Origin of the sequence: Lysobacter sp. K5869, assembly GCF_018847975.1 — a bacterium.
Taxonomy (GTDB): domain Bacteria; phylum Pseudomonadota; class Gammaproteobacteria; order Xanthomonadales; family Xanthomonadaceae; genus Lysobacter.
Window position 1 is genome coordinate 5,884,703 of the sequence record NZ_CP072597.1, and the last position, 24,991, is coordinate 5,909,693.

General features: G+C 70.5%; 20 protein-coding genes and 1 other RNA gene. 18 read left to right on the top strand and 3 right to left on the bottom strand.

From position 1 onward, the window contains the following. Positions 1–374: 374 nt before the first annotated feature. The 6 genes from hemW (at position 375) to J5226_RS24970 (ending at position 7,099) form a co-directional block, all read left to right on the top strand. Positions 375–1,571 (top strand): radical SAM family heme chaperone HemW, encoded by a 1,197-nt coding sequence (hemW, locus tag J5226_RS24945; protein ID WP_215837771.1) that lies wholly within the window; start codon positions 375–377, stop codon positions 1,569–1,571. Between the two features lie 198 nt (positions 1,572–1,769). Continuing rightward, entirely contained in the window at positions 1,770–4,046 is a 2,277-nt protein-coding gene (locus tag J5226_RS24950; RefSeq protein ID WP_215837772.1) for a DUF1631 family protein, read from the top strand. Further along, positions 4,043–4,402, top strand: a complete 360-nt coding sequence (locus J5226_RS24955) for a PilZ domain-containing protein (RefSeq protein ID WP_215837773.1) — start codon at positions 4,043–4,045, stop codon at positions 4,400–4,402. The genes J5226_RS24950 and J5226_RS24955 overlap by 4 nt, the downstream gene beginning before the upstream one ends. Before the next feature lie 270 nt (positions 4,403–4,672). Continuing rightward, a complete protein-coding gene (gene pepQ, locus J5226_RS24960; RefSeq protein ID WP_215837774.1) occupies positions 4,673–6,001 on the top strand; it encodes a Xaa-Pro dipeptidase in 1,329 nt (442 codons plus the stop codon). Between the two features lie 28 nt (positions 6,002–6,029). Next, positions 6,030–6,470, top strand: coding sequence for an SgcJ/EcaC family oxidoreductase (locus J5226_RS24965; protein ID WP_215837775.1), 441 nt, complete (start codon positions 6,030–6,032; stop codon positions 6,468–6,470). A 167-nt stretch (positions 6,471–6,637) separates the two neighbouring features. After that, positions 6,638–7,099 (top strand): nuclear transport factor 2 family protein, encoded by a 462-nt coding sequence (locus J5226_RS24970; protein ID WP_215837776.1) that lies wholly within the window; start codon positions 6,638–6,640, stop codon positions 7,097–7,099. A gap of 3 nt (positions 7,100–7,102) precedes the next feature. On the opposite strand, the gene J5226_RS24975 is transcribed toward J5226_RS24970, so the two are convergent. Beyond that, positions 7,103–7,699 carry a short chain dehydrogenase gene (locus tag J5226_RS24975; RefSeq protein ID WP_215837777.1) on the bottom strand — a complete coding sequence of 199 codons (597 nt, stop codon included), beginning with the start codon at positions 7,697–7,699 and terminating at the stop codon, positions 7,103–7,105. Positions 7,700–7,811: 112 nt separating this feature from the next. Between J5226_RS24975 and J5226_RS24980 the strand changes: the two genes are divergently transcribed. Next, positions 7,812–8,708, top strand: a complete 897-nt coding sequence (locus J5226_RS24980) for a LysR family transcriptional regulator (RefSeq protein ID WP_215837778.1) — start codon at positions 7,812–7,814, stop codon at positions 8,706–8,708. A gap of 118 nt (positions 8,709–8,826) precedes the next feature. Here J5226_RS24980 and J5226_RS24985 read toward each other — a convergent pair whose 3' ends face one another. After that, positions 8,827–10,161 (bottom strand): aminopeptidase P N-terminal domain-containing protein, encoded by a 1,335-nt coding sequence (locus tag J5226_RS24985; protein WP_215837779.1) that lies wholly within the window; start codon positions 10,159–10,161, stop codon positions 8,827–8,829. A 1-nt stretch (position 10,162) separates the two neighbouring features. Then, positions 10,163–10,717 (bottom strand): UPF0149 family protein, encoded by a 555-nt coding sequence (locus J5226_RS24990; protein ID WP_215837780.1) that lies wholly within the window; start codon positions 10,715–10,717, stop codon positions 10,163–10,165. A 208-nt stretch (positions 10,718–10,925) separates the two neighbouring features. On the opposite strand from J5226_RS24990, the gene J5226_RS24995 reads away from it, so the two are divergent. From J5226_RS24995 to J5226_RS25045, 11 genes are all read left to right on the top strand, one after another. Continuing rightward, on the top strand, positions 10,926–15,509 hold the full coding sequence (locus J5226_RS24995) for an EAL domain-containing protein (protein ID WP_215837781.1): 4,584 nt from the start codon (positions 10,926–10,928) through the stop codon (positions 15,507–15,509). A 257-nt stretch (positions 15,510–15,766) separates the two neighbouring features. Beyond that, positions 15,767–16,405 (top strand): MerR family DNA-binding protein, encoded by a 639-nt coding sequence (locus J5226_RS25600; RefSeq protein WP_215837782.1) that lies wholly within the window; start codon positions 15,767–15,769, stop codon positions 16,403–16,405. A 414-nt stretch (positions 16,406–16,819) separates the two neighbouring features. Continuing rightward, positions 16,820–17,839, top strand: a complete 1,020-nt coding sequence (locus J5226_RS25005; protein WP_215837783.1) for an HOASN domain-containing protein — start codon at positions 16,820–16,822, stop codon at positions 17,837–17,839. 9 nt (positions 17,840–17,848) lie between these two features. Beyond that, on the top strand, positions 17,849–18,874 hold the full coding sequence (locus J5226_RS25010; protein WP_215837784.1) for an HOASN domain-containing protein: 1,026 nt from the start codon (positions 17,849–17,851) through the stop codon (positions 18,872–18,874). A 53-nt stretch (positions 18,875–18,927) separates the two neighbouring features. Then, positions 18,928–20,325, top strand: a complete 1,398-nt coding sequence (purB, locus tag J5226_RS25015) for an adenylosuccinate lyase (protein ID WP_215837785.1) — start codon at positions 18,928–18,930, stop codon at positions 20,323–20,325. A 92-nt stretch (positions 20,326–20,417) separates the two neighbouring features. Then, complete coding sequence (locus J5226_RS25020; protein ID WP_215837786.1) at positions 20,418–21,860, top strand: adenylosuccinate lyase family protein; 1,443 nt, start codon at positions 20,418–20,420, stop codon at positions 21,858–21,860. A 42-nt stretch (positions 21,861–21,902) separates the two neighbouring features. Further along, positions 21,903–22,976: a class I SAM-dependent methyltransferase gene (locus tag J5226_RS25025; RefSeq protein ID WP_215837787.1), complete on the top strand. Its 1,074-nt coding sequence runs from the start codon at positions 21,903–21,905 to the stop codon at positions 22,974–22,976. A gap of 286 nt (positions 22,977–23,262) precedes the next feature. Beyond that, the gene (locus tag J5226_RS25030; RefSeq protein WP_215840569.1) at positions 23,263–23,484 is read left to right on the top strand and encodes a TIGR02449 family protein; all 222 of its coding nucleotides are present in this window, start codon (positions 23,263–23,265) and stop codon (positions 23,482–23,484) included. A 47-nt stretch (positions 23,485–23,531) separates the two neighbouring features. Next, positions 23,532–23,840: a cell division protein ZapA gene (locus tag J5226_RS25035; protein WP_215837788.1), complete on the top strand. Its 309-nt coding sequence runs from the start codon at positions 23,532–23,534 to the stop codon at positions 23,838–23,840. Positions 23,841–24,068: 228 nt separating this feature from the next. Continuing rightward, positions 24,069–24,255: non-coding RNA, 6S RNA (gene ssrS, locus J5226_RS25040), on the top strand. 108 nt (positions 24,256–24,363) lie between these two features. Then, the gene (locus tag J5226_RS25045) at positions 24,364–24,957 is read left to right on the top strand and encodes a 5-formyltetrahydrofolate cyclo-ligase (RefSeq protein WP_215837789.1); all 594 of its coding nucleotides are present in this window, start codon (positions 24,364–24,366) and stop codon (positions 24,955–24,957) included. Positions 24,958–24,991: the final 34 nt, after the last annotated feature.

Below are 24,991 nucleotides of genomic sequence, written 5' to 3' on the forward strand. Positions count from 1 at the left end.
GAACGGGGAATGGCGGTTTCTCGGCTTTCCGGCCAGAAGCCGGAATCGGGAGCGGGCAACTGCGGGCTTTTCGCCTTCCGGCCACGCCTCCCATTCCCCTCGGTCCCGCTCCCAGCGCAAAGACGGGGAATCAGGGGAATCAGGGGAATCAAGGGAACCAAGGGAACAGGGAGCCGCAAGCTTCTCGCCTTCCGACCCTAGCCCCCATTCCCCCCATTCCCCCCATTCCCCTTGTTCCCCTTGTTCCCCTTGCTCCCCTTGCTCCCCTCATTCCCGCTCCTGCCCCACCGCCCCGTGCCCCACCCGCCCCGGCCCGGTAAACTGGCCCGCTCCTCCCCGATCCAGACCGGGCTCCGCCGCCCGGCCGCCGTCCTTTGAGCGCCGCCCTGATTCCCCCGCCGCTGTCGCTGTACGTGCACCTGCCCTGGTGCGTGCGCAAATGCCCGTACTGCGATTTCAATTCGCACGAGGCCCGCGGCGCGCCGCCGTTCGCGGCCTATGTCGATGCGCTGATCGCCGACCTGGAACACGACCTGCCGCTGGTCTGGGGCCGCACCGTGCACAGCGTGTTCTTCGGCGGCGGCACCCCGAGCCTGTTTCCGCCGGACGCCATCGACCAGTTCCTGCAGGCCGCCAGCGCGCGGCTGCGCTTCGCGCCGGGCTGCGAAATCACCCTGGAAACCAACCCGGGCACCGCCGAGCACGGCCGCTTCGAGCTGTACAAGGCGGCCGGGGTGAACCGGCTCAGCTTCGGCATCCAGAGCTTCGACGACGGCTGCCTGCAGCGGCTGGGGCGGATCCACGGCAGCGCCGAGGCCGAGGCGGCGGTCAAGCTGGCCCAGGACGCGGGCTACGACAATTTCAATCTCGACCTGATGTACGCCCTGCCCGGCCAGACCCTGGCCATGGCCGAGCACGACCTGGAGCGGGCGTTCGCGCTCGACCCGGCGCACATCTCGCACTACCAGCTGACCCTGGAACCGAACACGGTGTTCGCCGCGCGCCCGCCGCGCGACCTTCCCGACGAAGACAGCGCCTGGGACATCCAGGACCGCTGTCAGGCGCTGCTGGCGCAGCGCGGCTACGGCCAGTACGAAGTCAGCGCCTACGCGCGGCCGGGGCGGCAGTGCCAGCACAACCTCAATTACTGGCGCTACGGCGATTACCTCGGCATCGGCGCCGGCGCGCACGGCAAGATCACCCTCGGCGCCGAGCAGGCGATCCTGCGGCGCTGGAAGCTCAAGCACCCGACCGCCTACCTCGCCCAGGCCGGCCGGCCCGAGGCGATCGGCGGCGACGACCGCATCGCGGCGGCGCGGCGGCCGTTCGAATACATGCTCAACACGCTGCGGCTGGTCGAGGGGTTCTCGCTGGACTCGTTCGAGGCCTCCACCGGGCTGGCGCGCGCGCAGATCGCGCCGCAACTGGACGCCGCCGTCGCCCAAGGCTGGCTGGAGCGCGACGGCGACCGCGTCCGCCCGACCGAACTGGGCCGGCGCTTCACCAACGATGTGGTGGCCCTGTTCCTGGCCGACGAAGCGGACTCGGCGAGCGAACGCCCGGCCGTCTAAACTGAATGCAGCGACGCCGGCGGCATCACGGTTCGGACACATCCAGGCACAGAGACTGAGCTTGGCCGGCGTTTCGGGGACAAAACGTTAGTGCCAATGGTCGCCTCCTGTCGGCGGTCCGCTGCGTCCGGCCATGCCGGGCTGGGCGGTCGCCGGGGAGGCGTGGTTATATTTCGCGGTCGTCCGCTCCGAATGCACATGCCCGCCACGTTCGATCCCTTGAACGCCTCGCCGCGCGCCACCCTGGCCACCGCCGCGTTGCCGCGCCGCGTGCGCCGGCTGCTGGAACAGCTGTACGCGCTGGTCAGCGACGAAATCGCGCCGCAAATGGAGCGGATGCTGGCCGAATACGAGCAGCAACTGTTCCGGCAGGCCGATCAGGCGCGCAATCCGGGCATCCAATCGGGGTATCTGGAGACGCTGCGGCTGGTGCGGTTGCGGCGGTCGGATTTGATTCCGCGGTATTTGCTGTCGTTGGAGGCGGCGTTGTCGCGGGTTCGGGAGGCGGATCGGGCGTCGCGCTCGGCCACTGCGGTGGCGCCCGAGTTTCGCGAGCTTCGGTTGGTCGACGACAGCGAGATCGACGAAAACACCGTCCTGCGCAGCCTCGCCGCCCGCCACGAATCGCGCGCCGGGCTCGGCCTGATGCTGCTGGGCCAGCGCTTCGGCGTGTTGGCCGGGGCGCCGGCGTTCGATTGCGAGCGCTTGCCGGTCGGCCCGCAATACCTGATCCGCAGCTTCGCCCAGGCCTGCCAGCCGCTGCAGATTCCGCTGGAATCGCGCCTGGACCTGTACCGCGTGTTCGACCAGCAAGTGATGCTCGGCTACGCCGCGCTGGTCGAATCGATGAACGGCTTGCTGGTGCGCGAGAACGTGTTGCCGAGCCTGTCGTTCGTGCCGCTGCGCGCGCGCGCCAGCGCGCAGGACAAGCCCGCGCCCGCGAGCGAGCCGGCGCCGCGCGCCGCCGAACGCGCGCCGGACGCCGCCGCGCCGCGTCCCGCCGGCCCGCGTCCGCACACCGCCTGGACCGCCGCGCCGGCCGCCGCCGACGGCGCGCCCGACTTCGCCACCCTGCAGCGTTGGCTGGCCGAACGCCGCGACCTGCTGGAAAAGCTACGCCCGCGCGGCCTGCTGCCCGACGCGCCGCTGCCGCCGCAGCCGCTGTCCACCGCCGAACTGGTCGACGGCCTGGAGCGCCTGGACGAAACCGCCGCGCGCGGCGCCCAGCCGCTGCGCAAGATCGCCGACCTGCGCCAGGCCCTGCTCGCCCAACGCCGCGCGGCGGCCGGCGGCGAGGCCGCGCTGTCGCGCGAGGACGGCGACGTGTTCGAGTTGCTGGGCCTGCTGTTCGACGAAATCGAGCAGCGCCTGCGCGGCGACGCGATGATCTCCAACCTGCTCACCCGCCTGCAGCCGCCGCTGCTGCACGCCGCGTTGCAGGACCGCTCGCTGCTGGCCGGCGAAAGCCATCCGGCGCTGCAGTTGCTCAACACCGTGGCCGAGGCCGGCGCGCACTGGACGCCGAGCGAGGAAACCGACCCGCAACTGCACGAACCGCTGCGGCAAGCGGTGGATCACGTGGTCGAGCAGCGCGGCTCGGCGCAATCCTTCGATTCGGCCAATCAACGCTTGCAAGAGCACCTGCACGCGCAGGCGCGCAAGGCCGAAGTGGCCGAGCGCCGCTTCGTCGAGGCCGCGCGCGGCAAGGAAAAACTCGAACTGGCCAAGCGCCGCGCGCAGCAGGCGCTGGAAGAGAGCGTCGCCGGCCAGCGTTTGCCGCGCTTCGTGCAAACCCTGCTTAGCCAGGCCTGGACCGACGTGCTGACCCTGACCCAGCTGCGCCACGGCGAGGATTCGCCGGCGTGGCAGCGGCAGGTGCAGATCACCGGCCAGATCGTCGCCGCCAACCAGGGCGGCGGCAGCGACGCGCTGCGCGGCCTGGACGGCGACATCGAACACGCGCTGACCTTGGTCGGCTACCACGGCGACGACGCGCGCGCGATCGCCCGCCAGCTCACCGCCGGCCCGGCGTCCACCGACGAAGCCGCGTCGCGCACCGAACTGGCGATGAAGCTGCGCCAGCGCAGCCGCCTGGGCGAGGACAACCAAGCGGCGACCGCGCCGCGCGCGCCGCTGCCGCCGCGCGACGAGCGCGAGCAGGCCTGCTTCGAGCGGCTGCGCGCGCTGCCGTTCGGCACCTGGTTCGAGTTCGTGCAGAACCAGCAGGGCGACGCGGTGCGGCGCCGGCTGTCGTGGTTCAGCCCGGTCACCGAAAACGCCTTGTTCGTCAATCAACGCGGCCAGCGCGTGGCCGAGCACTCGCTCGACGCGCTGGCGCGGATGATGGCGCGCGATCAGGCGCGCGTGGTCGAACACGAGCGCAGCCGTCTGGTCGACCGCGCCTGGCACGCCGCGCTGGACGCGCTGCGCGGCTTCGGCGGCCGCGGCCGCGACACCCAGGAGCAGCCCGCGTGAGCGCCGGCTCCAGCGAAGAATTCCGCCGCGCGCGCCGGCGCCGCATCGTCGACACGGTGCAGGTGGTCGACACCATGACCGAGCAGGTGATCGGCCATCTCGGCAATCTGTCGGAGACCGGCATGATGCTGATCGCCAGCGTCGCGCTGACCGACGACGCGCTGTACCAACTGCGCTTCGATCTGCGCGACGCGCCGCGGCAGGCGCCGATCGAAGTCGGCGCGCACCTGCTGTGGCAGGACAGCGCGAGCGTGCCGGGGCAGAACTGGACGGGGTTTCGCTTCGTCGCCATGCCTGAGGACGGGATGGTGCATTTGCGGCAGTGGTTGGATTCGCCGGGTGGGAGTTACGAGTAAGCGGCGGGGGGTTGGCGGTTGCGCGGTTCTTCGTGTTTCCTCGGCGATTCATTGGCCGCGTCGCGGCTTGCGCCGCTCCTACAGTCGCCTCCGTCGGGGTCGGCCGCCTCTTGTAGGAGCGGCGTAAGCCGCGACCGCGCCAATTCGAACCACCGCGGCAGCCCCTGAGCCCTCGCCCCCAACCCGCGCCACACAATCGGCAAGCCCCGCCCCGCGCGGATGCGGCAAAATGGCCCTTCCGGCCTCACCGCCAGCACCCAGCCCGCCGCCATGACTGCTTCCGCCTCCCCCGCCGCCCTCTACGCGCAGCATTTCGCCGAACAGCAGCGCCGCGCCGCGGAAGCGCTGGCGCGCGGCGGGTTCGACCATCTGCTCGTCCCCAGCGGCACCCTGCACTACCAAGTCTTCGACGACCGCGACTATCCCTACGCGGCGAACCCGCAGTTCAAGGCCTGGGTGCCGCTGGTGCGCAACCCCGGCAGCTGGCTGGTCTTCACTCCGGGCGCCAAGCCCAAGCTGATCTATCTGCAGCCGTTCGATTACTGGCATGTGGTGCCGCAAGCGCCGAGCGGCGAATGGGTCGAGCACTTCGAGGTGATCGTGATCCGCGAGCCGCAAGACGCGCTGCCGCACCTGCCGAAGAATCCCGCGCGCTGCGCCGTCCTCGGCGAGCCGCAGAGCGCGCTCGGCGACTACGCGCCGAACAATCCGCCCGCGGTGATCGATTACCTGGAATACCACCGCGCGTTCAAGACGCCTTACGAAGTGGCGATGATGCGCGAAGCCACCCGCAAGGGCGTGCGCGCGCACCGCGCCGCCGAGGCCGCGTTCCGCGCCGGCGCCAGCGAGTTCGACATCCATCTGGCCTACTGCGGCGCCGCGCGCCAGGACGCCAACGATCTGCCCTACGGCAACATCGTCGCGCTCAACCAGAACGGCGCGGTGCTGCACTACATGGAACTCGACCGCGAAGCGCCGGCGCAGTCACGCAGCTTCCTGATCGACGCCGGCGCCAGCCACGCCGGTTACGCCTGCGACATCACCCGCACCTACGCGGCCGACACGAGCGGCGAATTCCAGGCGCTGATCGACGCGGTCGACGCCGCGCAGCAGCGCATGTGCGCGCAGGTGCGCGCCGGCTTCGACTACAAGCAGCTGCACCTGGACGCGCATCTGGCCCTGGCCGGCATCCTCAAGGAATTCGGCGTGCTCAAGATTTCGCCGGAATCGGCGGTCGCCGCCGGCGTCAGCAACGTGTTCTTCCCGCACGGCATCGGCCACGGCATCGGCCTGCAGGTGCACGAAGTCGCCGGCTTCGCCGCCAGCGACCGCGGCGGGCGCATCGACAAGCCGGCCGGGCATCCCTACCTGCGTTTGACCCGGGTACTGGAGCCGGGCATGGCGGTGACGATCGAGCCGGGGCTGTACTTCGTCGATCTGCTGCTCGACGGCCTGCAGCACGGCGAACACCGCGACGCCGTGGATTGGGCGCGCATCGACGCGTTCCGCCCGTTCGGCGGCATCCGCATCGAAGACGACGTGGTCTGCACCGACGACGCGCCGATCAACCTGACCCGCGAAGCGTTCGCCGCGGCCTGAAGCACAGCGCACACAACGGAGCGCGACGATGAGCGACACGCACGATCCCTTCCTGGCCGCGCTCGACGCTTACGCCGCAGCGGTCGCGGCCAAGGACGTCGACGCCTTCGCCGCGCTCTACGACGACGACGTGCACGTGTTCGACCTGTGGGGCCGCTGGGAACTGCGCGGCCTCGCGGCGTGGCGGGCGATGGCGCAGGAGTGGTTCGGCTCGCTCGGCGCGGAAACCGTCGCGGTGACCTACGCGCAGGCGCATTCGCACACCGGCGGCGAACTCGCGTACGGCCACGCGTTCCTGACCTACACCGCGCACGCCGCCGACGGCGCGCGGCTGCGTTCGCTCGACAACCGCATCAGTCTGGCGCTGGCGCGGCGCGACGGGCGCTGGAAGATCGTGCACGAGCACACCTCCGCGCCGGTCGATCACGCCAGCGGCAAGGCCGTGCTGAAGCGCGACGGCGCCGGTTGAGGCGGCGCGGCGCGGCATTCGTCGGAGCGCCTTAAGCGCGAGAGGGTTGTGTCGGATCGCCGCCGGCCGAAGCCGGGCGGCGGCGAAGCGACCGTGTCCGAATCCGGCGAGCGCGCCCGCCGCGCCGGCGCGACCATGCCCCGGTCCTCGCCACCGGAAGCCCGCCGATGCACGCCGCCCTCGCCGTTTCCTTGCTCGCCGGCAGCATCGCCGGCGCGCTCGCGCCCTCGCCCGCCGCGGCCTCCGAAGCCGCCGATCGCGCCGCGCTCGAAGCGCTCGACATCCGCTACCAAGCCGCGGTGAAAGCCAACGACGCGGCGACGATGGCCGCGATCCTGCACGAGGATTTCGTCCTCGTCAGCGGCCGCGGCCAAATCAGCGACAAGGCCGCCTTGCTCGAGGAAGCCCGCGCCGGCCGCACCGTCTACGAACGCCAGGACGCCAGCGAACGCAGCGTGCGCGTGTGGGGCGACACCGGCGTGGTCACCGCCAAGCTGTGGCTCAAGGGCCGCACCGACGGCGAACCGTTCGACTACAAGCTCTGGTACAGCGACACCTACGCGCGCACGCCGCGCGGCTGGCGCTACGTGCTCGGGCAGGCCTCGCTGCGCCTGCCCGATCCGCCGTGAGCCTCACCAAACGGTGAAGGTGCGCCCGGTCTGCACGCCCTCGACGCTGCGCTGATAGGCCAGCGCCGCGCGCGCGGCCGGCACCGGCTCGAAGCCGGGGAAGAACGCGCCGTAAGCCTGCATCGATTCGGTCAGCACGTTCGGGCTGACCGCGTTGATGCGCAGGCCGCGCGGCAGTTCGCAGGCGGCGCCGGCGACGAAGCCCTCCAGCGCGCGGTTGACCGCGCTGGCGTTGGCGCCGCCGCGGATCGGCTCGGCCGAGACGATGCCGGTGGTGAGGGTGATCGAGCCGCCGTCGTTGAGGTAATGCTGGCCGAGCAGCGCCAACCGCACTTGGCCGAGCAGCTTGTCGTTGAGGCCGACGGAGAACTGCGCCGCGGTCATCTCGCTCAGCGGGCCGAAGTGCAGCACGCCGGCGGCGGAGACGATGGCGTCGAGCTTGCCGGTCTTGCGCAGCAGCGCTTCGACGCTGGCGTCGTCGGTGATGTCCACCGGGTACTGGGCGCTGCTGCGGCTGGCGAGCAGCAGTTCGTGCTGCGAGAGGGTCTGGGCGATGGCGCCGCCGAGGGTGCCGCTGGCGCCGACGAGAAGGATCTTCATGAGCGGGAGTCCTGTTCGGAGGGGGAAATGGAAAACACCGGGCCAGTCTGCGCCCCGGGCCGCGCGCGGTGAATGCGCTAGCATTTCGCGCACCCCTAACCCTGAGTTAGCCATGGACCTGCTGCGCGCGATGGCGGTGTTCGTCTCGGTCGCCGACACCGGCAGTTTCGCCGCGGCCGCGCAGGCGCAGCGGCTGTCGTCGGTGATGGTCGGCAAGCACATCCGGCAACTGGAAGAGCGCCTGGGCGCGCGGCTGTTGCAGCGCGACACCCGCAAGCAGCGCCTGACCGAAGTCGGCGCCGCGTTCCTGGTCGAGGCGCGGCAGGTGCTGGAACAGGTGCGCCGCGCCGAAACGGTGAGCGAGCGGCTGGGCGACATCGCCCGCCCGCGCGGCCATTTGCGCATCAGCGCGCCGCTGACCCTGGGCACGGTGTCGATCGCGCCGCTGGTCACCGCGTACCTGCGCGCCTATCCCGAAGTGAGCGTGGATCTGGCGCTGGAAGACCGCATGACCGATCTGATCGCCGAAGGCATCGACGCGGCGATCCGGATCGGCCCGCTGGCCGATTCCGATCATCTGGTCGCGCGGCCGCTGCGGCCGTACCGGATGGTCGTGTGCGCGGCGCCGTCGTACCTGCGCGAGCGCGGCACCCCGCGCCGCCCGGCGGAACTGGCCGGGCACAGCTGCCTCAACCACCTGCTGTGGCATCCCAACGCCGGCTGGCGTTTCGCCAGCCTCGGCGGCGAGGCGCTGCAACTGGGCGGACGCTTCGCCTCCAACCACGGCGAAGCGCTGCGCCGCGCGGCGTTGGACGGCTGCGGCATCGTCCTGCAACCCGAGGTCCTGCTGGCCGAAGACATCGCCGCCGGCCGCCTGGTGCCGCTGTTCGAAGACGATCTGCCGCCGCCGCGCCCGGTGCACCTGCTGTACCCGCGCGACCGCCAGCCGGTGCCGAAGCTGAGCCGGTTCGTGGAGTTGGTGATGGAGACGCTGGGCCCGCGCGAGTGACGGGCGCACCCTGTAGGAGCGGCGTAAGCCGCGACCGCGGCACCGCGATTACGACGTAACCTTCGTCGCAAGCGAGATGCCGCGGTCGCGGCTTACGCCGCTCCTACAGTCGCTGCGTTTAAGCCGCGCGCCGCTGCGCCATCAGCGCTTCGATCTCGTCGGCGCTGCGCGCCAAGCGTGCGGTCAGCACTTCGTGGCCGTCCTTGGTGATCGCCACATCGTCCTCGGTGCGGATGCCGATGCCGCGCCACTTGGGCTCGACCGTGCTGTCGTCGGGCGAGACGTACAGCCCGGGCTCGATGGTGAACACCATGCCCGGTTCGAGCAGGCGCGAGTCGCCGTCGATGCGGTATTCGCCGACGTCGTGCACGTCCATGCCCAGCCAATGCCCGGTCTTGTGCCGGTAAAAACGCTTGTAGTGGCCGTCGGCGAGGTTGCGCTCCAGCGTGCCCTTGAGCAGGCCCAGCCGCAGCAAGCCTTCGGTCAGCGTTTCCACCGCCGCGTTGTGGCCGGCTTCGTAAGTCGCGCCCGGCCGCGCCTGCGCCAGCGCCGCGGCCTGGGCGGCGCCGACCAGATCGTGCAGCGCGCGCTGTTCGGCGCTGAAGCGGCCGTTGACCGGAAAGGTGCGGGTGATGTCGGCGGCGTAGCCGCGGTACTCGGCGCCGGCGTCGATCAGGATCAGATCGCCGTCGCGGGCCTGGGCGTTGTTGGCGCGGTAATGCAGCACGCAGGCGTTGGCGCCGGCGCCGACGATGCTGCCGTAGGCGGACTCGGCCTCGTGCCGGCGGAACACGCACTCGATCTCGGCCTGCAGCTCGTACTCGTGCACGCCCGGCCGCGCCGCGCGCATCGCCGCTTCGTGGGCGAGCACGCTGATGTCGGCGGCGCGCTGCATGAAGCGCAGTTCGTCGCGGTCCTTGAACAAGCGCAGTTCGTCGAGCAGATGGCCCAGTTCGAGGAACTCGTGCGGCGGCTGCGCGCCCAGGCGCACCATCGCCCGCACCCGGTTGAGCCAGCCGATCAGCTTGAGGTCGAACTCGGCGTCGCGGCCGAAGTGGTAGTACACCCGCGAGCGGCCTTCCAGCAGCCCGGGCAGGATGTCGTCGAGGTCGGCGATCGGGTACGCGTCGTCGAGGCCGAACGCCTCGACCGCGTCCTCCGGGCCGTAGCGCGGGCCATCCCAGGCTTCGCGTTCGCGGTCGCGCTCGCGGCAGAACAGCAGCACTTCGCCGTGGACGCGGCCGGGCACCAGTACCAGCACCGATTCGGGTTCGGGGAAACCGCTGAGATAGCTCAGGTCGGAGTCCTGGCGGAACGGGTAGTGGGTGTCGCGGCTGCGGATCAGCTCGTGCGCCGAGGGCACGATCACGATCGCGTCCGGCCCGGCCATTTCCATCATCTGCCGGCGCCGGCGCGCGTAGGCTTTGGCCGGCATGGTCAGCGCGGCGAGCATGTCAGTTCAACCGCTGCCGGCGGCGCGCGGCCAGGGCCACGTCGCCGTGCAGGCCGAGCGCGGCGATGCGCACGAATTCTTCCAGTTCGGTCAGCGCTTCTTCGTCTTCCTCGTCGCCTTCTTCCTGCGGCGCGGTGGCGGCGAACTTGGCCAGGTCGGTCAAGGCCTCGCGGCTTTCTTCCGACAGGCTGGGCGCGGCGCCCGCGGCCAGGCCGAAGCCGCCGAGGAAGCCGCGGCACCAGTCGAACAGCGCGCCGCTGCGCTCGCTCAGCGAGGCGTCGGCGCCCGGCAGCAGCAATTCGAAACCGAATTCGTCGTCGCCCATCTGCGCGGCGCTGGCCAGGCGCAGGCGGTCGAGCGCGCCGCCGGCGGCCGGGGTCGCGGTCGCGGCGTCGGCGAGCACCTTGGCCGGCCATTCGCGCACGTCGGCGCCGCCGCCGGCGAGCCAGCCGCACAGCGCGCCGTGCAGTTCGGAAGCGGAGGTGCTCAGGGTCAGGGCCTGGCTCTCGGCCTCGACCTCGGACAACAGGGGAAGTTGATTCGCGGGCACGGGCACGCCAATGAGGGGGGATGCCGGCAGTTTAGCGCGCGCGGCCGGCGCCGCGCCGGCCCTCACGCGGCCTACACGCGAGGCCCGCGAGCCCGCGCCTAGCGCACGGTTTCGCCCGCGCCGCGGCGGCCGCGATGCGATCGCGCCGCGCGGGAGCTTGTTGCCGCCATCAGCGCCTGCCTACACTGCGGCTCTTGTGCGTGATCGCGCCACGGTGTCCGTGCGTCCCTTCTCCCCCGCCGCCCTGTTGTCCGCCGCTCTGATCGCCCTGCTGTGCGCGGCGGCGTGGCCGCAGCGCGTGGCCGCGGCGACCCGCGATTTCTATTTCTCGCGCCTGGGCAGCGAGCTCGGCCTGAGCCAGAACTCGGTGACCGCGTTCGAGCAGGACGCGCACGGCTTCGTCTGGGTCGGCACCCAGGGCGGCCTGCACCGCTACGACGGCCAGCGCTACGTCGCCTACCGCCACGACCCGCGCGACCCGGCCAGCCTGCCCGACAGCTACGTCACCGCGCTGGCCCTGGACGGCCAGCGCGCGCTGTGGGTCGGCACGCATTCGGAGTATCTGGCGCGGCTGGATCTGGCCAGCGGCAGCATCCACCGCTACGGCGCGCCCGAGTCGCAGGCCGGGCGGCAAGTGGTGTCGCTGCTGCCGTGGCGCGATCAGGTCTTGATCGGCACCCTCGCCGGCCTGGAGCGGCTCGACCCGCAGACCGGCGCGCGCGAGCTGCTGCTGGCGCTGCCCGGCGAAGCCACCCGCGCCGCGCCCTGGCAGGGTCTGGCCCAGGGCCGCGACGGCAGCGCCTGGTTCGCCAGCGCCGCCGGCCTGCACCGGATCGCGGCCGACGGCCGGGTCGAACGCATCGGCGCGCCGATCGCGCTGCGCAGCCTGACCATCGACCACCGCGGCGTGCTCTGGGCCGGCGGCGGCGACGGCCTGTACCGGCTCGACGGCCGCACCGGCGTGCTGGTCAAGATCGAGGACGAGGCGTTGGCCGGCCTGCGCGACGCGCGCGCCCTGGTCGAGGCCCACGACCGCCGGCTGTGGATCGCCGGCTTCGGCAGCGGCCTGTACCGCTACGACCCGGAAACCGGGCACAGCCAGCGCATCCACGCCGAACCCGGGGTCGAGGCCAGCCTGCCGGAAGACACCATCGACACGCTGATGATCGACCAGGGCGGCCTGCTCTGGGCCGGCGGCCTGTTCCGCGGCGTGGCCGTGGCGGATCCGCGCGGCACCCGTTTCAGTTATGTGCTCGACCTGGAAGACGCGCGCCCGGACCGCGCCGCCGCCGACGCCAGCATCCGCGCCCTGGCCCAGGACGACAGCGGCGCGATCTGGATCGGCACCGACAACTTCCATCTGCGCCGCTACGACCTGTCCGGCGACCGCTTCCAGGACATGACCCCGTTGCTGCCGGCGGCCTCGCGGCAGGTGCTGGCGATCGCGCGCGAACCCGAGCGCGCGGCCGACGCCGACGCCGCGCCCGCGCGCCGCGCGAGTCCGCCGGGCCGGCTGTGGCTGGCCACCTCCGGCGGCCTGCTGCGCCTGGACCCGGGCACCGGCCGGATCGAACCGGTCGACCTGCGCGGCTACCAAGGCGCGGCCCTGCGCTCGCTGCGCTTCGCCCGCGACGGCAGCCTGTGGCTGGGCGGCGACGAGATCGGCGCGCTGCACTACTTGCCCGACAGCGGCGTGCTGGTGCGCTACGCCTACCGCGAAGGCGATCCCAAGGGCCTGAGCCATCCGCGCGTCAACGCGATCTTGGAAGACCGCAACGGCCGCATCTGGTTCGGCACCGGCGATGGCCTGGACCTGCTCGATCCCAAGACCGGCTACCTGCGCCATTACCGCCACATCACCGATCAGGCCGACAGCCTGCCGGGCAACAACGTGCGCGCGCTGCACCAGTCCGCCGACGGTTCGATCTGGATCGGCACCCAAGCCGGCCTGAGCCGGGTGGTGGAATTCGGCGACGGCCGCATCCGCTTCGAGCATCCGCTGGCCGAAGTGCTGGGCGATCATCCGGTGCCGGTGGCGTTCACCATCGCCGAGCGCCCCGACGGCCGCCTGTGGCTGGGCACCGACAACGGCATCCTGCGCTTCGACCCGGGCGCCTCGCTGGTGCGCCGCTACGGTCTGGCCGACGGTTTGCAGGACCTGGAATTCAACGCCGGCGCGGTCGCCGCGCTGGCCGACGGCCGCCTGGCCTTCGGCGGCGTGCGCGGGCTCAATCTGTTCGACCCGGCGCGCATCGCCGACTCGCGCTACACCCCGCCGGTGCGCCTGCTCGGCGCCTGGATCGGTTCGGACACCAGCGCCGGCGCCAGCGCGCTGTGGCAATCGGCGAAGCTGGAAATCCCCGACGGCGCCGGCATCCTGCGCCTGCGCATCGGCGCGCTCGACTTCGGCCCCAACAGCGGCATCCGCTATCGCTACCGGATGGAGGGCTTCGACCGCGACTGGATCGACAACGGCCCGCGCCAGGACATTACCTACACCCGCCTGCCGCCGGGGCGCTATACGTTCCACGCCCAATCGACCAACCGCGACGGCGTGTGGAACACCCAGGAACTGCGCATCCCGGTCAGCGTCGATCCGCCGCTGTGGCGGCATCCGCTGGCGATCGCCGCCGCGGCCCTGGCCGCGCTCGGCGTGCTGCTGACCTTCGGCTGGCGCTGGCACCGCGCGCGCCAGCGCGAACGCGGCTACTTCACCCAAATCCGCGAACGCGAAGAACGCCTGAAGCTGGCGCTGTGGGCCTCCGGCGAACAGTTCTGGGACTACGACCTCAAGCGCCGCGAACTGCACCGCATGCGCGTGGACGACCACAACGCGCAGTCGCCGGAAATCGGCGTGCAGGCCGACATCGCCGACGACCACGAGATCCATCCCGACGACCTGCCGCGCGTGGCCGAGTTGCTGCGCAAGCACCTCAAGGGCGATGCCGCGCTGTTCCTGTCCGAGCACCGCATGCGCACGCCCAAGGGCGAATGGGGCTGGGTGCGGGCGCGCGGCCGCGTGGTCGAACGCGACGGCGAAGGCCACCCGGTGCGCGTCGCCGGCACCGGCCGCGACGTCACCGCGGTGCGCAGCGCCGAGCGCGAACGCCGCATCGCCAGCGAGGTGCTGCGCTCGATGGCCGAAGCGGTGGCGGTGTTCGACCGCGACTTCGTGTTCGTCTCGATCAACCCCGCGTTCTCGCGCATGACCGGCTACCCGGAGAACGAGGTCATCGGCCAGACCACCGGCCTGCTCGACAGCCGCCAGCACGATCCGGAGTTCTATTCGGACATGCGCGACGAGCTGCAGCGCAGCGGCCGCTGGTCGGGCGAGATCTGGCAGCAGCGCAAGGACGGCAACGAATTCCTGTGCTGGCTGCAGGCGTCCATCGTGCTCGACAGCAGCGGCCAGCGCGGCCACTACGTCGCGGTGCTGACCGACATCACCGACCAGAAGCGCGCCGAACAGGAACTGCGCTACCTCGCCAACTACGACACGCTGACCAGCCTGCCCAACCGCACCCTGCTGTCGGAGCGCCTGTCGCGGGCGATCGTGCGCGCGCGCCGCCACGGCCACCGCATCGCCTTGCTGTTCCTCGACCTGGACCGCTTCAAGGACATCAACGACTCGCTCGGCCACGCCGCCGGCGACCGCATCCTGCGCGCGGCCGCGGTGCGCCTGCAGGAAACCGTCGGCGCCGAACACACCGTCGCCCGCCTGGGCGGCGACGAATTCACCGTGGTGCTGGAAAACCTCGACACGCCCGAGCAGGCCGAGGACGTGGCCCGCCGCATCATCAAGGCGTTCGAGGCGCCGCTGGATTTCGACGAACGCCACGACGTGGCGATCTCGCCGTCGATCGGCATCAGCGTCTACCCCGACCACGCCCAGGTGCCGACCGACCTGCTCAAGCACGCCGACACCGCGATGTATCAGGCCAAGGCCGCCGGCCGGCGCACTTTCATGCGCTACACCGAGGCAATGGACATCGAGATCCGCCAGCGCGCGACGATCTCCGCCGCGCTGCGTAAGGTGCTGGACCGCAACGAACTGCGGCTGGTGTTCCAGCCGCGGCTGTCGTTGCCCGAGGCGCGCATCACCGGCGTGGAAGCGCTGCTGCGCTGGCAGAGCGCGGAGTACGGCAACATCCCGCCGACCCAGTTCATTCCGCTGGCCGAGGAAAGCGGGCTGATCCTGGAAATCGGCGAATGGGCGATGCGCGAAGCCTGCAACCGCCTGCGCCAGTGGCGCCAGCACGGGCTCGATCAGCTCTCGGTGTCGGTCAACGTCTCGGCGATCCAGCTGCTGCGCGGCGACTTGCCGAAGATGGTCGCCCGCGCGCTCAGCGAAAGCGGCATCCCGCCGTGGCGCTTGGAACTGGAGCTGACCGAAAGCGTGGTCATGTCCAACGCCGCGCACACCTCCAACACCATGCAGGCGCTGCGCGAACTCGGCGTGGCGCTGGCGGTGGACGACTTCGGCACGGGCTACTCGTCGCTGGCTTACCTCAAGCGCTTGCCGATCAACACGCTGAAGATCGACAAGGAATTCATCAGCGATCTGACCCGCGATCCCGACGACGAAGCCATCACCACCACCGTCATCACCATGGCCCATTCGCTGGGCTTGAACGTGGTCGCCGAAGGCGTCGAACTCGAAGAGCAGATGGAATTCCTGCGCGCGCACGGCTGCGACGAAATCCAGGGCTACTGGCTGGCCAAGCCGCTGGAAGCCGACGCCTGCCTGGCCTTCATCAAGCAGTGGCAGCCGCCGCAGAGCGTGCGCGCGGCGTTCTGACCGGCGCCGGTGCGCGCCGCCGACCTTCCCTGCGGGTGCATGCGCGAACGCGAACGCCGTCACGGCGCGAACGCGGCGCGTTCCCGCACGAATCGCAACCATTCGCGATTTACAACGGCGGATCGGCCGAACGTTTCGGATTAGCCAAGGCGGTCAATATTCATCCGGACCTGGCGCCTGACTAAAGGCTTGACCCTGGACTATGGTCCAGACCGAACACTGGCCGCACACCGAGCGCCAAGAACACGGAGGTGGAGATGAAGATCGGAGAGTTCGCGCAACGCGTAGGCGTCGGCATCGATACGGTGCGCTACTACGAACGCCAGGGGCTGCTGCCGTTGCCGATGCGCCAGATGTCGGGCTACCGCCGCTTCGAGACCAAGGACGTGGCGCGGCTGCAATTCGTCCGCCGCGCCAAGAACCTCGGCTTCACCCTCGCCGAAATCCGCGAACTGCTGGCCCTGCTCGGCAGCCGCGGCAGCGACATGGCCGGGGTCAACGCGGCGACGACGCAGAAGCTCGCCGACGTCGAGGCCAAGATCGCCGAACTCAGCCACATCCGCGATCTGCTGCAAGTGCTGCTCGATTCGTGTCCCGGCCGCGGCGCGGTCGAATGCTGCCCTATCGTCAATGCACTGGAAGGAGAGAAGAACATGAGCGGTTCGCACCCATTGGACACACCCTCCGATGGCCCCCAAGCCGCGCGCAGTTGCTGCTCGGCCGCGCGCACCTGCGAGACCGACACCGCGGCCGGCGCGGTCGACCCGGTCTGCGGCATGCAGGTGAACATCGAAACCACGCCGCACCACGCCGTGCAGGCGGGCGTGGGCTACTACTTCTGCTCGGCGCAATGCCGCCAGGAATTCCTGGACACCGGCACGGCGGCCGCGCGCTGACGCCGATCCACAGGGGAACGGCCGCTCGCCCATGCCGGGCGGCCGTTGCGCGGGGCTCGCATCGCAGTCCCGCGTCGCGTCGAATCCACGCTTTTCAGATCGGCAGTTCGCAGGTTCGTATTTCGCAAATCCGCACTTCGCAAATGGGCGCCTCATAGATCCGCGCTTCGCAAATCCGCGCTCGGTAAATCGGCGCCTTGTAACTCGGCGCTTGGCAAAGCCGCACGTCCTACACGTCTTAGATCTCACGCTTCAGATCGAACGCTCCGGACCACCCGCACCTTAGCGATCCGCTCGCTCCGGATCCGCCGCTCCAACGACCACCCGCCAGTCGCGACCGCCCGGTCGCGGCGCGTCCGCCTGCGCGCCCGCGACGGCGTGCGCGCGCCATCCATCCGCCAGCCAGAGGGAACCATGAGCACCGCCACCATGATCCTGGACCCGCAACACGCCAGCGCCGCGCCGCCGCGCGCCGCCGCCCGGGCCGCGCATACGCCGGACTATCTCGCCGACGCGCTGCGTCCCGGCGCCAGCAACGCGCAGATCGCGCTCGCCGCCGACGAACTGCTGGCGCTGGTGCGCCAAGGCCTCGCCGGCGACCAGAACGCCTACGCCCAGTACCAATCCATCCTGCTCGATCTGCACCTGCCCGGCGAACCGCACAGCGAACCGACCCGGCGCTGGCTCGCCAGCCAGATCTACACCGTCGAAGACCAATTCGCGCCCGCGCTGCCCGACTTCCAGCCGGTCTCGGTGGACGCGTTCCGCGCCGCGATCGACGCCGAGATCGCTTCGCGCACCCGCGTGCGCCACCCGATGTCGCAGCACCTGTTCCAGGGCACGCCGTCCGAGCAGGACGTGCGCAGCTTCCTGCAGCACCACTGGAACCGCTCGTACAACTTCTACAGCCTGCTGGCCGAGCTCGCGTTCCGCTTCCCCGACATCCGCGACGCCTCGGTGTTCTACCGCAACCTCTACGGCGAAGCCGGCGCGGAAACGCCCGAGCGCTCGCACCCGGCGCTGCTCTCGCACCTGATGGTGCACTTCGAGATCCCGCTGGAGATCGACTTCGCCGCGCTGCATCCGCTGGAGAAGGCCTATCTCAACAACCGCATCCGCTGCGTGCGCCACACCGACGTGGCCTGGGGGCTGTCGCTGCTGTACGCGGTCGAGTCGGTCAGCTGCGTCAACCATCTGCGCATCTACGAACTGCTCCAGCGCATGGGCGTGCCCGAAGGCCCGAGCGAGTTCCACCGCCTGCACGGCACTCAGGACGAGATCGACACCGAGGAGATGTGGGAGTTGATCGCCAAGTACGCGCACAGCGAATCCTTCCAGCGCACCTTCATGCAGTCGCTGGCCCGCCACTTCGACATCAACCGCGCCTACTTCGATCTGCTGTGGCGCCAGATGCAAGGCCCCTCCGTCCACTGAGCCGATGCCATGAACGCCGCCCTGAACGCCATCGCCACCGACCTCCCGACCGCCGAGCGCAACCACTCGTTGCCGCAACTCGACGCCCTGCAAAGCAACCGCGCCCGCATCCTCGCCCGCGCGCTCGATCCCGAAGCGCCGTTCGCGCATCTGCAAACCGCCAGCAAGACCTTGTCGGCGCTGGCCGAGGACGCGCTCAAGGGCGAGTCGGCGGCGAACGAGGAATATCAGAAGCTGCTTTACATCCTCTCGCTGAGCGACGACACCGGCACCGCGCTGACCCGCCGCTGGCTGTCCAACGAAGCGTATCGGATCGAGGAACGCCACATCCCCGCGGCCGAGGTGCCCGAGCCGCTGTCGGAAGCCGAATTCCTCGCCCGCATCGAGCAGGAAGTCGCCTCGCGTTCGCGCGAGAAGCACCCGATGTCGGAATACATCTTCGAAGGCCGCGCCAGCCGCGCGCAGTTGCAGGTGTTCCTGCGCCGGCAGTGGTTCCGCACCTTCCGCCTGTACCGCGACGCCGCCGACCTGCTGGTCAATCTGGTCGACGTCGACGAAGCCGCGGCGCTGGGCCGCTATCTGTACGGCGAACTCGGCGAAGAGAACGAACAAGGTTCGCACCCGCGCCTGCTCGCCAAGCTGCTCAAGGCGATCGATCTGGACGCGGATTTCCAGGCGGTCAGCACCCTGCCCGAAGAGATCGCCTACCTCAACAACCGCGTGCGCAGCTTCCGCAATCCCGACGTGGGCTGGGGGCTGGCGGTGTTCTACATCACCGAGATCGTGGTGCCCGGCAATCACGAGAAGCTCTACAAGGCGCTGCTCAAGGCCGGCCTGAGCGAGGACGAGGCCGAGTACTACCGCATCCACGTCAGCCTGGTGCCGCCGCGGGCCAAGCGCGAGTGGTCGCTGATCGCCAAGCGCCTGCCCGATCACGGCTTCCAGAAGTCGTTCCTGACCTCGCTGGCGCAGCACTTCCGGGTCGAGCGCGCGTACTACGACGCGGTCTGGGAGGAGATGCAGCGCGTGCCGTAAGCCTCCTCGCCAGCAACGCCGCCGCCGTCGCCGCCACCGCCGAGCCCGCCGCCATGCCCAGCCACGCCACCGAATCGCGCCTGTACGCAGGCGTCTACTCCGATCCCGACTTCGCCGAGATCTTCAGCGACCGCAACCAGCTGCAGAAATGGCTGGACGTGGAGCGCGCGCTCGCCGCGACCCAGGCCGAGATGGGCGCGATCCCGCCGCAAGCGGCGCAGGAAATCGCCCGCGCCGCGCGCGCCGAACTATTCGACCTCGACGCGCTCGGCCGGCAAAGCCGCGAAACCGGCCACGTGCTAGTGCCGACGATCCGCGCCCTGGCCGCGCTGTGCCGCGCGCCCTGGGGCGAGTTCGTGCATTACGGCGCGACCACCCAGGACATCCTCGACACCGGCCTGATGCTGCAGGTCGGCGAGGCCTGGGAACGGGTGCTGGCGCGGCTGCATTCGATCCGCGCGCGGCTGCTCGAACTGGCGTTGTCGCACAAGCGCACGCCGATGGTCGCGCGCACCCACGGCCAGCAGGCGCTGCCGACCACGTTCGGCTACAAGGTCGCGGTGTGGGTCGACGAGATCGACCGGCACCTGCAGCGGTTCGAGCAGGCGCGCGCGCGGGTCATGGCCGGCAACCTCACCGGCGCGGTCGGCACCCTGGCCTCGTTCGGCGAGAACGGGTTGGAGCTGCAGCGGCGCGCGCTGGCCAAGCTCGGGCTGGCCGCGCCGCTGACCAGCTGGCACAGCGCGCGCGACCGCATCCTCGACGTGGCCGGTTTGCTGGTGCAGGTCGCGGTGACGATGGGCCGCATCGCCAACGAGGTCTACCACCTGCAGCGCACCGAGATCGACGAGGTCCGCGAAGCGGCGCCGGCCGGCAAGATCGGCTCCAGCACCATGCCGCACAAGCAGAACCCCTCGACCATCGACTTGATCAGCGCCTTGTCGCGGCTGATCCGCGCGCAGATGGTCGCGCTCACCGACGCCGCGTTCCAGCAGCACGAACGCGACGGCACCGCGTGGCGGATCGAGTGGGCGGCGCTGCCGGAAATCTTCGTCTACACCGGCGCGCTGCTGGCGCGCATGGACGAAGTGCTCGCGGCCGGGCTGGACGTGCGCGAGCGGCGCATGCGCGAGAACCTCGATCTGCTCGGCGGCCGGATTCTGTCCGAGCGGGTGATGCTCGCGCTGGGCGAGCGGGTCGGCAAGCAGACCGCGCACGAACTCGTGCACGAGGCCTCGATGCACGCGCGCCGCGAGGAGATCGCGTTCCGCGACGCACTGCTCGCCGACGTCCGCATCCGCGCCGAATTCGCGCCCGGCGCGCTGGAGGCCCTGCTCGATCCGGTCACCTACACCGGCCTGGCCGCGGCGATGGTCGAACGCGTCGCCGCCGGATCGTCCCCGCCCGAACGCGCCGAGCGCACCGCCCGACCGCACGCCGCGAGCGCCTGATGCGCCGCAAAGCAAAGCGTTTCCACCCCGCCCACTCCCGAACGGAAGGAAGGATTGCGATGGAACCCCAAACGCTAGTCGCGATAGCCCCCGTGGCGACGCGCCCGCTGGCCGCGTACGCCGCTCAGGCGCACTGCGCCGCCGGCGCCGACCACACCCTGGCCGATTGCCGCCACGAACACAGCCACGCCCTGGACTCGCCCACCCACGGCGGCGGCTACGCCGGCGCGGCGACGCGGGCGATCTTCTGCAGCCGCTGCCGCCTGCAGCGCTGGCTCGACGTCGAAGCCGCGCTGGCGCTCGCGCAGGCCGAAGTCGGCATCGTGCCGCGTCAGGCCGCGGTGGAGATCCGCCGCTGCGCGCGGCTGGCGGCGATGGACGTCGAGCGCATCGCCGACGGCGTCGCCCGCACCGGCCATTCGCTGATGCCGCTGCTGCGCGCGCTGCAGGACCAATGCAACCCGGAAGCGCGCGAGTTCGTCCATTACGGCGCCACCACCCAGGACATCCAGGACACCGCGCAATCGCTGGAAATGCGCGACGTGCTCGACGCCATGGACGGCGAACTCGACCTGCTGCTGGCCAAGCTGTCGGTGCTGGCCGATCAGCACCGCGGCTCGGTCATGGTCGCGCGCACCCACTCGATTCCGGCGCTGCCGACCACGTTCGGGCTCAAGGTCGCCGGCTGGATCGACGAACTGCTGCGCCACCGCGACCGCTTGCAGCAAGCGCGCCAGCGCATCCTGGTGGTGCAGTTGTTCGGCGGCGTCGGCACCATGGCCGCGTTCGGGCCGCGCGCGCTGCCGCTGCTGGACGCGTTCGCGCGCCGGCTCGGCCTGGACGTGCCGCTCGCCGGCTGGCACGTCGCTCGCGACCGCGTCGCCGAATTCGTCAGCACCTTGGCGATGGCCACCGCCTCGCTGGCGCGCGTCGCCGACGAGATCCGCACGCTCAACCGCTGGGAGATCGGCGAGGTCGAGGTCGGCTGGAGCGCCGAGCAGATCGGCAGCAGCACCATGCCGCACAAGCGCAACCCGGAAGGCTGCGAGCAAGTGGTGGTGATGGCGCGGCTGGCCAAGGCGCAGGTGATGCTGGCGCTGGACGCGATGATCCTGGAGCACGAACGCGATTACCGCGGCACCCGCCTGGAGTGGTGCGCGGTCGCCGACGTCTCGCACTACGCGCTGACCGCGATCCGCCTGCTCACCGAGACCGTCGCCGGCCTGACCGTCAACGACGCCAAGATGGAGCGCAACGCGCGCGACTTCAGCGACTCGATCTGCATGGAAGCGTTCGTGTTCGAGATGGCCGGCAAGCTCGGCAAGAGCAGCGCCTACGAAATCATCTTCGAGCTCACCCAGGCCTGCCAGCGCGATCGCGTGCCGATCCGCGAGGCGGTCGAGGCCGATCCGCGCGTGCTCGCCGCGGTCGGCGAAGGCCGGCTGGCGCGGCTGTTCGAACCCGCGGCGCACCTGGGCATGGCCGAGGCCATCGTCGACAGCGTGCTGACCGAAGCCGGCCACCGCCGCTACTGACATCAATCGCACCCACACACTACGAGACCGGGAGACACGGCAATGGCGGAAGGCAACGCGATGGACCACAGCAAGGTCGAGCAATTCTCGGCCCGGATCATGGAGGATTACGGCAACACCCTGCGCGGCGCCATGCTGTATCTCGGCGACCGCCTGGACCTGTTCAAGGCGCTGGCCCGCCTGGGCGCGGTGACCTTGGAGGAACTGGCCGCCGACACCGGCCTCAACGCGCGCTACCTGCGCGAATGGCTCGGCGCCATGGCCACCGGCCACTACGTCCACTACGACGCGCAAACCCGCCGCTACCGTCTGCCGGCCGAGTACGCGCCGGTGCTGGCCGACGAGGATTCGCCCTACTTCGCCGGCGGCATCCTCCAGCTCAGCGTGCCGTTCGTGAGCATGGCCCCGCGCATCGCCGAAGCCTTCCGCAACGGCGGCGGCGCGCCGGAGGAATCCTATCCGCTGGAAACCTGGCAAGGCATGGAGCGCATGACCATGCCCTGGTACAAGCATTTCCTCGTGCAGCGCTGGATCCCCTCGCTCGACGGAGTCAAGGAAAAGCTCGAAGCCGGCGGCACCGCGCTCGACTTCGGCTGCGGCAGCGGGTTGGCCGCGATCACGATGGCGCAGGCGTTCCCGAAGGCGCGCGTGGTCGGCGTGGACTTCCATCTGCCCTCGATCGAACGCGCCCGCGCCAACGCCGAAGCCGCCGGCGTCGGCGACCGGGTCCGCTTCGAGGTCGCCGATTCCGATGCGGTGGTCGGGCAGAAGTTCGACTTCGTCACCACCTTCGTGGTCATCCACGACGCCGCCGACCCGCAGCAGATGCTGCGCGACCTGCGCGCGACCACGGCCGACGACGGCACCTATCTGATGGTCGAGCTCAATCTGTCGGAAGAACTGCACGAGAACATGAACCTGTTCGGCCGGGTGATGTACCCGCAGAGCACGCTGTACTGCATGACCTGCTCGCTCTCCCACCACGGCGCCGGGCTGGGCGCGTTCATGGGCGAGAAGCGCGCCCGCGAGATGGCCGCGGCCGCCGGTTTCGGCCGTTTCCGCAAAGTGCCCTCCGACCGGCCGCCGCTGCCGGCGCTGTTCGAACTGCGGCCCTGAGCCGCCGCGGGCGCGCCTTGGCCGCCGGCTTCGGCCGGTGGGTGGGTGCGTCCGCCGCGATGGTGGCGTCCCGAGCGGAGCGCCGCCGTCGCACCGCTCCCCGGCGGCTACGTCGCGCGGCCCGGCACGCCACACCGGCCGCGCGGCGTACCGCCTTCCTGCGGGCTCACAGGTCCCGCGAAGTCCCGGCGATTCGGGCGCCCGTCGTCGCGCCACGGCGCACCGCGGCGCGACCGGTTCAGGCCCCGCCTTGACCGCCCCCGCCCGCTCCTGCCATCGTGCCGGGATGGATCGCGCCGAACTCATCGCCGAATTGCAGGCCGTGCTCGCCCGGGTCGACGAACTCGGCGACCGCGTGCGCCGGCTCAGCGACGAGAACCGCAGCCTGCGCCAGCAACAAGAGCAGCTGATCGGCGAACGTTCGGCCCTGCTGGCCAAGAACGAACAAGCCCGCACCCGGGTCGAAGCCATGATCGCCCGGCTCAAGTCCTTGGAACAGCACACCTGAGCCCCTTTGTATCCGCCGTCCCCGACCTCGCCCATGAGCCTGCCCGCATGAGTACGACGAGCGAAGCCGTCAGCATCCGCCTGCTCGACCGCGAGTACACGGTCGGGTGCGAGCCCAACGAGCGCGAAGACCTGCTCGCCGCCGCGCGCATGCTCGACGGCAAGATGCGCGAAATCCGCGGCGGCAACCGCATGGCCGCGCTCGACCGCGTGGCCGTGCTGGCCGCGCTCAACTTCGCCCACGAACTGCAACAGCTGCGCGGCGAAAGCGGCGGCCGCGAGCGCGAACTCGCGCGCACGCTCGACGATCTGCACCGCAAGCTCGACAGCCTGTTCGAGGCGGCCACCGCGCGCTGATCGACGCCGCCGCGCCGCGGAGCGATCCGCCGCGCCGCCCGTCGGCGCGAGCGCGCCATTCGCATCCTTCGCGCTCGCGCCACGCCGCGCCGATACCGGGCGCGCGCGCCAGAAAACCGCGCGACGCGCGTCACGCGAATCCCTGTTCATGCCGCCTAGCATCGAGGCCATGAACCATCGCCGACGAGCGGATTCGCCCGACGGCACTCGCGCGCTATACTGCGCGCACGTCCTCTGCTGTGCGCGACGGCGTGCGCAAACATTCGCCTTGTCCCTTAATGACGACACCGGGGACGCGCCGGAAGCCCGGAGTGCAAGTCCGCCTAGCAGCGGGAAGCCCGAAGGCGTCCAAGCGTTCCCACTTGAACCCCGGGTTCAAGGTCGTTTCGCAAGCATCGCCATTGGCGGAGGACTACTCTTTCCGGAACGGGCGCGACGTCACCCCAGGTGATTTCGCGCCCGTTTCCTTATGTACGCTGGCCGGACTTCGCCCTGCCCCCACCATGCCGAGCCCCCCGATCGCATGACGGACGACCGCACCACCCTGCGCCGCGAACTGCGCGAGCGCCGCCGCACCCAACCCGCCGCCGCCCGCATCGGCGGCGCCGAAGCGCTCGCCGCGCAGTTGCTCGCGCTGCCGTTCGCGCCGCAGTCGGGCTATGTCGCCGGCTACTGGGCCACCGACGGCGAAATCGCCCTGCACGCGTGGCAGCTGCGCTTGCCGAAGGACTGCGTCTATTGCCTGCCGGTGCTGCACGCGGACCAGAGCCTGCGCTTCGCGCCCTGGCGGCCGGGGGACGATCTGGTCGCCAATCGGTTCGGTATACCGGAACCGGCGTTGGCTGACAGTTCGTTGCTTCGGCCCGAGGACATGAGCCTGATTGTCCTACCGTTGGTTGGCTTCGACGCCCGCGGCCACCGGCTCGGCATGGGCGGCGGCTGGTACGATCGCAGCCTCGCTTTCCGTCAACGCCGCCCCGCCCCCCCCTGGCTGGTCGGCGCCGCTTTCGAGTTACAGCGCGTCGAACGACTCGACGCCGCCGACTGGGATGTCGCGCTGGACGCCGTGTGCACCGAAGCAGGCACCGTGGATTGCCGCTCCGCGCTGTACGCCTGATCCCCCAACCGCGATGCAACTGCCCCTGCATCCC

Bases quoted from the DNA above. Each gene is read 5' to 3' on its own strand.
- J5226_RS25035 (WP_215837788.1), top strand. From the start codon at position 23,532: ATGAGTACGACGAGCGAAGCCGTCAGCATCCGCCTGCTCGACCGCGAG.
- pepQ (WP_215837774.1), top strand. From the start codon at position 4,673: ATGACTGCTTCCGCCTCCCCCGCCGCCCTCTACGCGCAGCATTTCGCC.
- J5226_RS24975 (WP_215837777.1), bottom strand. From the start codon at position 7,699: ATGAAGATCCTTCTCGTCGGCGCCAGCGGCACCCTCGGCGGCGCCATC.
- J5226_RS25045 (WP_215837789.1), top strand. From the start codon at position 24,364: ATGACGGACGACCGCACCACCCTGCGCCGCGAACTGCGCGAGCGCCGC.
- purB (WP_215837785.1), top strand. From the start codon at position 18,928: ATGCCCAGCCACGCCACCGAATCGCGCCTGTACGCAGGCGTCTACTCC.
- J5226_RS25600 (WP_215837782.1), top strand. From the start codon at position 15,767: ATGAAGATCGGAGAGTTCGCGCAACGCGTAGGCGTCGGCATCGATACG.
- J5226_RS25005 (WP_215837783.1), top strand. From the start codon at position 16,820: ATGAGCACCGCCACCATGATCCTGGACCCGCAACACGCCAGCGCCGCG.
- J5226_RS24950 (WP_215837772.1), top strand. From the start codon at position 1,770: ATGCCCGCCACGTTCGATCCCTTGAACGCCTCGCCGCGCGCCACCCTG.
- J5226_RS24965 (WP_215837775.1), top strand. From the start codon at position 6,030: ATGAGCGACACGCACGATCCCTTCCTGGCCGCGCTCGACGCTTACGCC.
- J5226_RS25025 (WP_215837787.1), top strand. From the start codon at position 21,903: ATGGCGGAAGGCAACGCGATGGACCACAGCAAGGTCGAGCAATTCTCG.
- J5226_RS25030 (WP_215840569.1), top strand. From the start codon at position 23,263: ATGGATCGCGCCGAACTCATCGCCGAATTGCAGGCCGTGCTCGCCCGG.
- J5226_RS25010 (WP_215837784.1), top strand. From the start codon at position 17,849: ATGAACGCCGCCCTGAACGCCATCGCCACCGACCTCCCGACCGCCGAG.
- J5226_RS24970 (WP_215837776.1), top strand. From the start codon at position 6,638: ATGCACGCCGCCCTCGCCGTTTCCTTGCTCGCCGGCAGCATCGCCGGC.
- J5226_RS24985 (WP_215837779.1), bottom strand. From the start codon at position 10,161: ATGCTCGCCGCGCTGACCATGCCGGCCAAAGCCTACGCGCGCCGGCGC.
- J5226_RS24980 (WP_215837778.1), top strand. From the start codon at position 7,812: ATGGACCTGCTGCGCGCGATGGCGGTGTTCGTCTCGGTCGCCGACACC.